Source organism: Kribbella kalugense, assembly GCF_004365875.1.
Lineage (GTDB): Bacteria > Actinomycetota > Actinomycetes > Propionibacteriales > Kribbellaceae > Kribbella > Kribbella kalugense.
Genome location: NZ_SODF01000001.1, coordinates 571745 through 583172, shown reverse-complemented (window position 1 = coordinate 583172; position 11428 = coordinate 571745). Strand labels below are relative to the sequence as shown.

General features: G+C 68.3%; 13 protein-coding genes. 3 read left to right on the top strand and 10 right to left on the bottom strand.

Going from position 1 to position 11428, the window contains the following annotated elements; genetic code table 11:
* Positions 1 to 67: 67 nt before the first annotated feature.
* Positions 68 to 1165, top strand: coding sequence for an aldo/keto reductase (locus EV650_RS02795; protein WP_134115002.1), 1098 nt, complete (start codon positions 68 to 70; stop codon positions 1163 to 1165).
* Here the strand turns inward: EV650_RS02795 and EV650_RS02790 are convergent.
* Together EV650_RS02790 and EV650_RS02785 are read right to left on the bottom strand one after the other, a co-directional pair.
* Positions 1152 to 1742, bottom strand: a complete 591-nt coding sequence (locus tag EV650_RS02790; RefSeq protein ID WP_134115000.1) for a TetR/AcrR family transcriptional regulator — start codon at positions 1740 to 1742, stop codon at positions 1152 to 1154. The genes EV650_RS02795 and EV650_RS02790 overlap by 14 nt on opposite strands.
* Positions 1743 to 1767: 25 nt before the next feature.
* Positions 1768 to 2778 carry a glycoside hydrolase family 113 protein gene (locus EV650_RS02785; RefSeq protein WP_134114998.1) on the bottom strand — a complete coding sequence of 337 codons (1011 nt, stop codon included), beginning with the start codon at positions 2776 to 2778 and terminating at the stop codon, positions 1768 to 1770.
* Positions 2779 to 2840: 62 nt separating this feature from the next.
* Between EV650_RS02785 and EV650_RS02780 the strand changes: the two genes are divergently transcribed.
* Positions 2841 to 3485, top strand: coding sequence for a TetR/AcrR family transcriptional regulator (locus EV650_RS02780; RefSeq protein WP_166677995.1), 645 nt, complete (start codon positions 2841 to 2843; stop codon positions 3483 to 3485).
* Here EV650_RS02780 and EV650_RS02775 read toward each other — a convergent pair.
* Entirely contained in the window at positions 3406 to 3804 is a 399-nt protein-coding gene (locus tag EV650_RS02775; RefSeq protein ID WP_134114995.1) for a DoxX family protein, read from the bottom strand. The two genes, EV650_RS02780 and EV650_RS02775, sit on opposite strands and share 80 nt — an antisense overlap.
* 187 nt (positions 3805 to 3991) lie before the next feature.
* Between EV650_RS02775 and EV650_RS02770 the strand changes: the two genes are divergently transcribed.
* The gene (locus EV650_RS02770) at positions 3992 to 4417 is read left to right on the top strand and encodes a cupin domain-containing protein (RefSeq protein ID WP_134114993.1); all 426 of its coding nucleotides are present in this window, start codon (positions 3992 to 3994) and stop codon (positions 4415 to 4417) included.
* Here the strand turns inward: EV650_RS02770 and EV650_RS02765 are convergent.
* From EV650_RS02765 to EV650_RS02735, 7 genes are read right to left on the bottom strand one after another with little or no spacing between them, the layout of a single operon-like run.
* Positions 4410 to 5174 carry a creatininase family protein gene (locus tag EV650_RS02765; protein ID WP_134114991.1) on the bottom strand — a complete coding sequence of 255 codons (765 nt, stop codon included), beginning with the start codon at positions 5172 to 5174 and terminating at the stop codon, positions 4410 to 4412. The genes EV650_RS02770 and EV650_RS02765 overlap by 8 nt on opposite strands.
* 13 nt (positions 5175 to 5187) lie before the next feature.
* The gene (locus EV650_RS02760) at positions 5188 to 6489 is read right to left on the bottom strand and encodes an FAD-binding oxidoreductase (protein ID WP_134114989.1); all 1302 of its coding nucleotides are present in this window, start codon (positions 6487 to 6489) and stop codon (positions 5188 to 5190) included.
* Positions 6490 to 6497: 8 nt separating this feature from the next.
* A complete protein-coding gene (locus tag EV650_RS02755) occupies positions 6498 to 7667 on the bottom strand; it encodes a hypothetical protein (RefSeq protein WP_134114987.1) in 1170 nt (389 codons plus the stop codon).
* A gap of 23 nt (positions 7668 to 7690) precedes the next feature.
* On the bottom strand, positions 7691 to 8494 hold the full coding sequence (locus tag EV650_RS02750) for an ABC transporter permease (RefSeq protein WP_134114985.1): 804 nt from the start codon (positions 8492 to 8494) through the stop codon (positions 7691 to 7693).
* Positions 8491 to 9219, bottom strand: a complete 729-nt coding sequence (locus EV650_RS02745) for an ABC transporter ATP-binding protein (protein WP_238173991.1) — start codon at positions 9217 to 9219, stop codon at positions 8491 to 8493. Before EV650_RS02745 ends, EV650_RS02750 begins: the two co-directional genes overlap by 4 nt.
* Entirely contained in the window at positions 9216 to 10409 is a 1194-nt protein-coding gene (locus tag EV650_RS02740) for an amidohydrolase family protein (RefSeq protein WP_134114983.1), read from the bottom strand. Before EV650_RS02740 ends, EV650_RS02745 begins: the two co-directional genes overlap by 4 nt.
* Positions 10406 to 11332: an MBL fold metallo-hydrolase gene (locus EV650_RS02735; RefSeq protein WP_134114981.1), complete on the bottom strand. Its 927-nt coding sequence runs from the start codon at positions 11330 to 11332 to the stop codon at positions 10406 to 10408. Before EV650_RS02735 ends, EV650_RS02740 begins: the two co-directional genes overlap by 4 nt.
* Positions 11333 to 11428: the final 96 nt, after the last annotated feature.

Genomic DNA, 11428 nt, shown 5'->3' with positions numbered 1-11428 from the left:
AATCCTTTCACGCCACCTCGCCAGGTTTGTACTTGCCGGTCCATTTTTCGCGCGCGACGCTGGGGGTATGGGACTTGATGACTATTACCTGCTTGGGCGGTCGGGGCTGCGGGTGAGCCGGCTGGCGCTCGGGACGATGAACTTTGGACAGGCGGGCTTTCATGCGCCGTACGGGAAGAGCGAGGACGAGGCGCGGGCGATCTTCCGGGCGTATGTCGATGCCGGTGGCAACTTTATTGACACTGCCGACTTCTACACCGCCGGTGAGAGCGAGCGGATCCTCGGCCGGCTGATCGCCGAGGCGGGCGTTCGGGAGCGGATGGTGCTCACCACCAAGGCGACCAATAGCGTCGACTCCGGCGACCCGAATGCCGGTGGCAACAGCCGCAAGCACCTGATCCGCGCCCTCGACGAGTCGTTGCGCCGGCTCGGCACGGACTACGTGGACCTGTTCCTGCTGCACACCTGGGACCGCATCACCCCGATCGACGAGGTGCTGCGGACGCTCGACGACCTCGTCCGGGCCGGCAAGATCCGGTACGCCGGGCTGTCCGACGTACCGGCCTGGTACGCCGCCAGCGCGCAAACGCTGGCCGACGCCCACTCGCTCACCCCGATGGTCAGCCTGCAGCTGCCGTACTCGCTGGCCGAGCGGACGATCGAGACCGAGCACGTCCCGATGGCGCAGCAGCTCGGGCTCGGCGTCACCGCGTGGAGCCCGCTCGCCAGCGGGTTCCTGACCGGCAAGTACCGGCGCGACGACGTCCAGGGCGTGACCGGCGACGGTCGGCTCACCGGCGATGCTGCCCCGGTACGGGCGTGGTCCGACCAGCACTGGGACCTGCTGACGACCCTCCAGGACGTGGCAGACAAGCTCGGCGTGACGATGGCGCAGGTAGCCGTCAACTGGGCTGCCACCCAGCCGGGCGTCGCGTCCGCGATCGTCGGCGCGAGCAACCCGGACCAGCTCCGGTCAAGCGTCGAGGCGCTCGATTTCGAGCTGCCGGCCGAGCTCCGGACCGCGCTCGACGAGGCGAGCGCAGTACCGCCGGAATCGGTGTATCGGATGTTCACCCCGGAGTACCAGGGCTGGTTGGTCAACGCGGGCGCGAAGGTCGCCGACAAGCCGGCCGGCTACCGGCCTCAGGTGCTCAACTGGCGTTAGCCCCGAGATAATCGAGGCACTGATCGAGCGCGTACTCGAGGTGGGTCGACGATCCGGACGACAGCAGGATCGCGACTCCGCCCTGGATAGCGGCGATCAGCGCAGCCGAAGCGCGGGCGGGATCCACCTCGGCACGGATCTCGCCCGCGGCTTTCATGTCCGCGATGCCGGCCGCGATCCGTTGCTGCCACTGCTCGAGCAGCCTCCCGGTCACCGCCTGCGCGGCCGGCGTGTGCCGTCCGATCTCTGTGATCAGTACGCCAAGTGGACAGTTCACGCCCTGCCGCCGGTACTTCTCCACGACGACATCACGCCACTCGTGCCACGCCTCCCAGCTGGTCAGCTGACCGAGCTGCGGCTCCTGGTCCTCGAGCACCCGCTCGGCCTCGCGCTCGGCGACCGCGAGCAGCAACTGCTCCTTGCCGTCGGGGAAGTAGTGGAACAACTGACTCTTCCCGGTCCGGCTGCGCCGGCCGATGTCGTCCAGCCGCACCGCAGTGACCCCGCGCTCCCGGATCTCCGCCGCGGCCGCCGTCACGATCCGATCCCGCGTCGCCGCGCCCTTCGCTGTCAGCACGCAGCCAAATGTACCCGGTGGTCCATCAGAGACGACTGGCGTTGAGCTCGGCCAGCTTGCCGAAGACCTGCTTCGGCGTCCACTGGCCGTCGTCTCCGATCGCGACCAGGCCGTACGACGAGATGTCGAGATCGTGCTGTGGGTCGTCGGGCCGGTGCGGCAGCCCGAAGCCGGCGAAGCTGAACCAGAACGCCGCCGCCAGTTCGATCCGGTCGAACTCCTCGACGAGCTCGAACAGGTACTCCACTTGTTCCTCCTCGTCCCGCTCGTACGAACCGTTGATCACCGGCGGGTCGACGCTGCGGTCCACGATCATCCAGCCCGAGCCACCTCGATCGGCCGCGCCGCGGTACGCGCAGCAGCCGAACTCGGTGGCGACCACCGGCTTGCCCCACTTCGACCGCGCCGCCAACTCGTCCGCGAAGGTCGCCGCGTTGGCCGCGTCCCGGTATGCGTCGACGCTGACGATGTCGAACAGCTCCCAGTTCACGTCCTCCCACATCCCAGCGGCGTACGTGATCCGGCCGCCGAACACCCTCCGGGCCGCGATCGCCAACTCCTCCTGCACCTTGCCCCAACGCACGAGCCCGGCATGCAGTTCGGCGAGCTTCGCCTGGTCGGTCCAGGTCGCCGGATCGCCCATCAGCGCCAGCCGCTCCCCCGACGTCTCCCCCGGCACGAATCCCTTGCAGAACACGGACAACTCACACCCCAGCACGAGTACGACGTCACCGCGGCCGGACTGCCGCAGCATCTCGGCCCGGGCGGCGCAGTCGGTGAGGAAGGGGATGAACTCGGCAGGCTCCAGATTCATCGGCATCGGCGAGAACCACAGGTCCAGCCCGGCCGCCAACGCCGCCTCCCCTGCCACAGCGAGCCGGTCGAGCTCAGTGCCGACCACCCGGACCGCCGGAGCATGCAGCTCCGCAGCGATCACCGTCATTTCCTGCCGGACCGCCTCGGCGTCGAAGCGGTCGCGCGTACTGCGGCCTTCGTACACAAGGCCGGTGTCGTAGTTCACCCCGATGGATTGCATGGCCTCCAGCCTAGCAACTGAACTCATACTCGGTACAACTTTTTATCCGGTATGGTCAACCTGTGAACCGACAGGGCCGCCGGGAGCGGAAGAAGGCCGAGCTCCGGGCCCGGATCTCCGAGGTCGCGACAGGGCTCTTTCTCGACCGCGGCTTCGACGCGGTGTCGGTGTCCGAGGTCGCCGAGGCCGCAGACGTCGCCCGGCCGACGGTGTTCGCGCACTTCGCCCGCAAAGAGGACCTGCTCTTCGACCGCTACCCCGAGGCCGAGGCCCTGGTCGTTGCCGCGATCAACGACCGCCCGGCCGGCACGTCCGCGGTCGCCTCGCTGGCCGACCTGCTGATCCGGCTGGCCGACAAAGGCCACCCGCTGTCGGCCATGCGGGCGAACTTCGTCCGCTTCTGGGAGGTCGTCGGCTCGTCCCGCGCGCTGCAGTCCCGCGCCCGCGAACTGCTCGACCGTCTCGAACAGGCGATCGCCGGTGCCATGAAGAGCACCGGCGTGCCTGACCCGAACCTGACAGCGGCTCTGACCGTCGCCGCCTACCGCATCGTCCATCTGGAGTCGGTCGGGCGACTCATGGCCGGCGAGGACGCCGAGCTGGTCGCCGCGGACCATCGCCTCCGAATCAGTGCAGCCCTCGCGCGAGCTGACGAACGCTCGACCGGCGGAACCACGCGATCGCCGCGGCCACCAGCAGATAGCTGAGCGGGATCGCCGGCGACGCACCGAGCACGGCGACGTTCGTGATCGTCGCACCGACCATCAGCGCGACCAGACCGGTCGCCGCCAGCCCGCACAGCCGCGGAACGAGCAGACCAAGAGCCCCGGCGACCTCGAGTGCACCGACCAGATACCGCAGCCACTGACCGGCGCCGACATCGGCGAACATGTCGACCATCAACTGATTCCCGGACAACTTCTGCAGCCCGGCACCCACGAACATCGCGGCCATCACGACCTGCACCGCCCACAGCACCACAGTCCCCAGCCGAACCGTCCTGCGCGTCGAAACCGTCGTACTCATCACGTCCTCCTTCGTCGTTTCCTGGTACGACGAAGATCCCGCGAACCACCCGCCACCAGCATCCGTGCCGACCACGGATCCACCACTGAACGGGCTCCGTGGCTGACACACGGACGTCACGCCGGCGTCACGTCGGCGGGCTAGCGTGGCGATGTTGATCAGGTCAACATCCGCGAAGGAGTACGCCGTGAGTGGAGAGCCGCCTGTCGTCCGCCGGTTGCACGAAGTGCCGGCGTACCTGATCTCGCCGGACGACACCGTCCGGCTGGCCGAACTGGCCGGGCCGAAGCAAGGATCGAGTACGAGCGTGTTCCTGGAGATCTGGGAGCCGGGCGGGGCTCAGCCGCTGAACTCACACCCGGACTCGGCCGAGATCTTCATCGTGCTGTCCGGTCAGGCCCAGGCCCACAGCGACGACGACGCGGTCGAGCTCAGTGCCGGCGACGTACTCGTCCTGCAGCCCGGTTCGGAGCACCGGATCGTCAACACCAGCGAGACGGACAAGCTGTTCACGATCACGGTGATGGCGAACGACGGCGGCTTCGCCAAGCTCGTCACCGACGGCACCCCCACCGCGCTGACCCCGGCGGAGATCAGCGCGCTGATCAGCTGACCGAGAAGCGGGCGGCTTCGGCCAGCGCGGCCGCTGTGGTCTCCACCGCGGCCTCGAAATGCGCCTTGCCGACCGCTGCGGTCGCACCCGTCGGGTCGCCGATGTGACCGGCCGGCCCGAAGTCGTCAGACAGCCAGCCGAAGCTCACCGGCTTCCCAAACCCGATCTGCTGGTACGCCGTGAGTCCGGTGGGTACTGCGGGCTCCGCCAACTCCAGGTGCACGAGGTCGGGCCGCAGATGGAGCACCGTCGAGGTCTCGTGGAAACCGCCGTGGATCCCCATCCCGAGCTCGGACGGCTCGCTGGTCCGGCCGCCGTGGTCCACCGGCACCGACGGGTGGCCGAGGAACGTCTGCAGCCCGAACTCGCGCCGCAGCTCACGGCACGCGACCTGACCGAGAGCCGAGTTGCCGCCGTGCCCGTTGAGGAAGAACAGCCGCCGGATCGGCGTGGTCGCGAGCGACCGGCCGATGTCGATCAGCGTGCGCATCAACGTCTCCCACGACAACCAGATCGTGCCCGGCGCCCACGCGTGCTCGTCGGACTTGGTGTAGGCGAGCGCCGGCAACAGGACGACAGGCACCCCGGCCGACGACGCCGTCGAGACTGCGGCTTCGGCAACCGACGACGCGATCAGGTAGTCGGTCGACACCGGCAGGTGCGGTCCGTGCTGCTCGATCGCACCGAGCGGCAGGACGGCGACCGTATCGGGTGACAGCTCGGCGATCTCGGGGAACGTGCGATCCACGAAGTACATGGCGAAAACTCCTTCAGACGTTGAGCTTCCCGGGGTTCAGCAGGCCCTTCGGATCCGTCCGGGGCACGGTCGCGAGGACCTGCTCGACGTGCCGGTCGACGTTCCACTGATGCGGCGAGTGGATCCCGATACCGAGGCTCTCCAGCTCGGCGAACCCGGCGAGTACCCGCTCCTCGCTCTCGTAGTCGGCGACCAGCATCCCGATCGGCCCGCGGTTGCCCAGCTCGAGGTGGATCCTCGAGTTCGGGTACACCGACCGGACCGCGTCCGGGTCGTCCCACAACGGCAGACCGCCCACCTCCAGGTGGAAGCACGGGTACCCAGACTGCTGCAGGAAGAAGATCGGGTGGTTGTAGGACATCGTGCTCAGCCGATCGGTCTGGCCGTAGTCCTCCAGTACGGCGACCACCGAACCACCGGCCGCCCGGACGAGCCGCGAAACCTCCGCCACCGTGGACGGTTCGAGGATGATCCGCAGGCTGACCCGGTCCGGATCGAGGTCGACCGGCGCCGGCAGGTTGGCGACCAGCGGAGGCTCGTCCGCCGACGCCAGCCGCGGCAGGATCGGAAGATCGGGCAGCGCGCGATGCACCTCGACCGCGGCCGCGTAGGTGTCGAACACGGCATAGAACGCGACCCATTCACGCGCCGGCGCGGTCTGCACCGTGACCTCGGTGATGACACCGGTCACGCCGTACGCATGGATGTAGGCCATCGCGTCGTCACCGGCGACGGTGAACGTCGTACCGCTGCCGTCGCAGGGCGCGATCCGGAGCTCATGCACCCAGCCATCGGACGTCGTACCGTGCTCGATGGTGCCAGTGCCCGCGCTGCCGCCGCCGATGAACCCGCCGAGCGACGAGCCCTTGGTCGACGGGAACATCCATAAATCCGCATCCGCCGCACGCACCGCGCGATCGACCATCGTCAGCCGCGCACCGGGCTGGGTCCGGACCTGACCGTCCTCGACGGCCACGACCTGATCCAGCCCGCGCAGGTCGAGCAGAACTCCACCGGAGAACGGCGTCGCCTGACCGTAGTTGCCTGTGCCGGCTCCACGCGGAGTCACCGGTACGTCGTACTCGTAAGCCAGCGCGAGCAGCGCCGGGATCTGGTCAGGATCGGTCGGCCGGACCGCCACGTCGGCGAGGAACCGGCCGGGTGGGATCTTCTCCATCAGGATCGGCGACAGCCGGGCCCAGTCGGAGGACACCCGCCGGATCATCCGGGCATCGGTCGAGACCACCGCCGCGCCGAGCTCGTTCCTGAGCAGCTCGGCGAACCGACCGGCCTCGCGAAGGGACGTCGTGGTCATCCGGCTCCTCAGCTCAGCTTCACGGACTTGTCGATGAACTCGTTGGTGACCAGGTCCTTCGGGGTCAGGTCCGGCTTGATCGACGCGCCGCCCTGCTTGAGGATCGGCTCGAAGGTGGCGATGATCTCGGCCGCCCGCTTGTCGTCGAACCCGCCCAGGCTGCCGGTGGCCGGGTCGTTGGCGATGATCTTGTTCTTCGCCATCGAGTCGGCGGCGTACGTCGCGACGCCTTCGGAGTAGGTCCAGCCGGTGTTGTACTTCTGCACCAGCTCGACGATCAGGTTGTTCACCGGACCGGGATCGGACTGGTAGTCGATCTGCGCCTGCTGCAGCATCGGGACGAGTTTCTTCAAGCAGGCGGACTGTTTCGACACGTCGTCGGTCCGGACCGAGAAGGCCTCCGGGTAGATGTTGTAGCCGATGTCGGCGAGCAACTGGCTGCCGATCGGCTTCTTCCAGGCGCTGACCTCGTGCTCGTAGATGTACGGCTCGGCGCTGATGAAGCCCTGCTGCACGATCTTCGGGTCGCCGACGAACCGGGCCGGTGTCCCCTCGTAGCCGGTGTCGATCTGCTTCTTGGTGATCATGCCCTTCGACATCAGCAGCTTCGGGATGATGTCGCCGGAGGTGACCACGACCGCGCCGGTCTTGGTGACGTCCGCGATCGTCTTGGCGTCCGGGTAGGTCTTCGGGTCCCACATCAGGATCTGCGGGCTCTTGTTGAGCGGGGCAACGACCGCGGTGGTCGGCTGCTTGACCGAGCCAGCGATCGCGGCATCGGAGCTGACCGCGCCGATCAGGATGCTCTTGTCCAGGTACATCAGCGCGGGCACCGGCTGGAATCCGACCGACGGCCCGCCGGCCCGCACCTCCACCTTCACGCCGGTGTCCACGCCACCGGACACGAGCGGCCCGGTGACGCGCTTCTTCGCGGTGTCGACGGTGTAGCCCGGGCCGATCAGCTGGTACATCGCCGAGTGCTCGGCCTCCGGCTGCCAGTCCTGCTGCATCACCACGGTCTTCGGGCAGACAGCGGACAGGTCCTTGGCCGACCCGGCGGTCGCGGCCGTGCTGACCTGCTGGCCGGCGGACGACGTCGTGACGGTGGCGCCGTTGCCACAAGCGGACAGTGCGAGTACGGCGCAACTGGCCACCGCGATGGGGATCGTACGGTTCATGACTCTTCCTCACTGATGTGGAATTACCGGCGGACGACGCCGTACCAGCGACCGACGATGATCCGGTCGAGGGTGGCGAAGACCGTGAAGAACGCGACGCCGAACACCGACGCCAGGCCGATCGCGGTGAACAGGTCCTCGGTCTGCAGGCGGGCGGTGTAGATGTCCAGCAGGCCGCCGATGCCGACCAGGCCCTGCCGGAAGAACGTGTCGCCGACGATCGCGCCGATGACCGACAGTCCGGCCGAGATCCGCAGTCCGCCGAAGATCGCGGGTACAGCGGCCGGCAGCTGGAGCTTCACGAGTCGCTGCCATCTCGTTGCCTTGTTCAACGTGAACAGGTCGTGCGCCGCCGCGGTCGGCGACTGCAGCCCGAACAGGGTGTTCGAGATCATCGGGAACAGCGAGATGATCACGCAGACCACGACCCGGCTGCTGAATCCGTACCCGAACCAGATGCCCAGCAACGGCACCAGGGCGAGGATCGGGACCGTCTGCAGGATCACGGCGTACGGATAGAGCGCCCTCTCGAGCCAGGTCGTCTGCACCATCACCACGGCCTGAGTGACGCCGAGCACGACCGCGATCACCAGCCCGACCACGGCCACCCGGACGGACAGGGCGAGCGCGTCGAGCATCGGCTGGAGGTGGACCGGGTCGAGCAACGACGTCCTGATCACCTGGTGCGGTGGCGGCAGCATGAACCGCCGGTCGTCGCTCAGCACGAGGTAGCTGACGGCGTACCAGAGGCCGATCGCGGTCGCCAGCGCACCAACCATCGGACCGGCCGACAGCAGCATCCTGAGATACCACGGCCGCTTGTTCATGAGTGATCCCCTAGGGCGGCCGACACGGCGCCGGTCAGGGCGGTGAACTCGGTCTCGTAGCGCAGCTCGGGCGGCCGTGGGTACGCCCACGGAACGTTGAAGTCGGCAACGATTCGGCCGGGCCGTCCGCTCATCACCAGCACCCGGTTGCTGAGGTAGACGGCCTCCGGGATCGAGTGCGTGATGAACAGCCCGGCGAACGCCTTCAGCTGGAAGAGCCGTTGCAGCTCGGTCTGCATCCGCAGCCGGGTGATCTCGTCGAGCGCGCCGAACGGTTCGTCGAACAGGGCCAGCTCGGGTTCGGCAACCAGCGACCGCGCGATCGAAACTCGCATCCGCATCCCGCCGGACAGTTGCCGCGGGAACTGCTTCTCGAAGCCGGTCAGACCGACCAGGTCGAAGGCTTCCCGGGCTCGCTCCTTCCGCTCCGCCTTCGGTACGCCGCGCAGTTCGCCGACGAGCTCGACGTTCGCCAACGCGGTCCGCCACTCCAGCAACGTCGGCTCCTGGAAGACGTAACTGGTCGAGGTCGCCTCGACCTGGATCCGGCCGGCGGTCACGTCGTCGAGCCCGGCCGCCAACCGGAGCAACGTCGACTTCCCGCACCCGGACGGCCCGACCACGGACACGAAGTCCCCGGCCGCGACGATCAGATCAACCCCGGTCAGCGCCACCGTCCCGGTCGGGAACGTCTTCGAGACCTCTTCCATCACCAACGTCTTCACAGCAATGCCTCCGTGTTCACACTGGTGCTCGACACGACTCGGCCGCCGTGTACGACGGTCCGCGTGCCGGCCCAGCCTGCGAGGACCTCACCGAGATCCGCGTCCGGTACGACGATCAGGTCCGCGGGACTGCCGGGCGTCAGACCGGCCGACGGCAGACCGAGCACGGCATGCGCACCCGTTGTCACGGCCGTCAAGGCCTCCGACGGGCGCAGGTGCCCGGCCGCGATCAGCAGGGCCGTGGTCTCGAACGGATCGCCGCGCCCGACGGGGTTGAACGGGTCGCGCAGGTTGTCGCCGCCCGCGGCGAGCGGGATGCCCGCATCGAGAATCGCCCGTACGGCGGTCAGCCCGCGCGGAACCAGGTGGGTCGCCTCACGGCCCTGCAGATAGAGGTTGGTGATCGGCAACGTGACGATGCCGATGCCGGCTTCGGCGACCAGCTCGAGGACGGGCGCAAGCCGTTCCGGTGACAACGATCCGAGCCGCACACAATGGCTCGCGGTGACCGGCTGAGTGAGTCCGCGGGCGATCACCTGCTTGGCCAGCTCTTCGAGATCCAGGTCGGTCGCGGGTACCTGCTCGTCGGCGTGCAGGTCGATCGGCGCACCGGTGCGCTCGGCGATGTCGAGCAGCCGGTTCAGCTCGGTCGCCGGCGAGTCGGCCAGGTGCGGACAGCCGCCGAGGATGTCGATGCCTCGGGCAAGCGCCTCGTCGACGACCGGGTCCGGCGTCTGATGACCGGCCAGCGCGACGAGCTGGAGAGTCACCCGATCGCCCAGGTCCTCGCGGAGCTGCACCAGGGCGTCGACGCCGCGCATCGGGTCGCCTGTCCCGGGAAGATCCACGTGGCTTCGGATGGTGGTGATGCCTTGCGACACATAGCGGCGTACCGCTCGGAGGGCGCGGTCGTAGATGTCGGCTCTGTCGAGTCCGGCGGCGAGGTCGCGCCACTGGGCGATGGCGGCCGGCAGGTCGTTCTGCTCGGTGTCGACTCGGTCGGCGGTCAACGCCTTGTCCAGATGAGCGTGCGGCTCCGCGGCCGCCGGAAGCACTCGCCACCCACCGGACTCCGGCGACGCGCTCGGCTGCACAGCGGCGATGAGCCCGTCCGCGAAGGTGAGATCGACGACGGAGCCGTCCGGCGCACGGACGCCGGTGAGCCCGGTGAGCTGCTCCCCCACGTTCATGCGCCCTCACCCAAACCCGCAGTCCCGCCCGGACCGCCGGTCCCGCGCGGCCTTGCGGTCTCGCCTGGAGCGGTCAGGATGACGACACCGTTGATCTCGTGCCGGTCTACGGGTCGGCCCAGTAGGTCCTTGTCGGCGAGTGGCTCGGAATCGCCTTGCAGGACACGGTTTGCGGCCTCGGCGACCGCGGCCACGGATCGGCCGGGCAGCTCGGCGAGCAGGTTGTGTGCAACCAGCACGCGGGACGGCCCGAGCCCCACCAGCCGTTGCGTCGACTTCGCGAACGCAGTCAGGTCCGCGTCGTCGCCGTGCAACCAGAAGGCAGCCGCGAGAATCGTGTCGCCGGACAGCAGTACGCCGGTCGCCTCGTCGTACAGGCAGATCGCGTCGGGTGCGTGACCCGGGGTGTGAAGGACTCGGAGGACACGGCCGCCCAGGTCGATCGACTCGCCGTCGGCCAAGGTGCGGGTGGGTGGGATCGCCGGGACGTGCCAGCTGGACAGGTCCGGCATCGGGCGCATGTGCGGGAGGGCGGACGAGACGAAGAAGCTCTGTCGGTCGAGTGCGAGATAGCGCTGGTAATCGGCGTACACCGAGCGCATCGCGTCCTCGTACATCCGAAGAAAGCTCTCGTCGACCGCGGCGTGCGCGCCGAGCGGATGGGCCGCGATCGCGACCAGGCCGGGATCGTCGACCAGCGACGCGTTGCCGCCGCGGTGGTCGAGGTGATCGTGCGAGTTGACCACGATCAGCGGGAGCTCGGTGAGTTCTCGAACGGCCGCGCGGATCGGGGCGATGCCCATGCCGGTGTCGAACAGCAGCGCGGCCTCCGTCCCGGTGACCAGGAAGCTGTTGACATGGCCGGGCTCGGCGATGAGCTGGAACCCGTCACCGAGGTCCCGGATCTCGAACCAGTCGCGCACAGCCGCTCACCCCAGAATGTTGATGTGAGTAACATTCAGGAGCCTAGGGGCGCTCGGTTTCGGGCAGATTTCTGTGGAGGACCGGCTGTATGAACC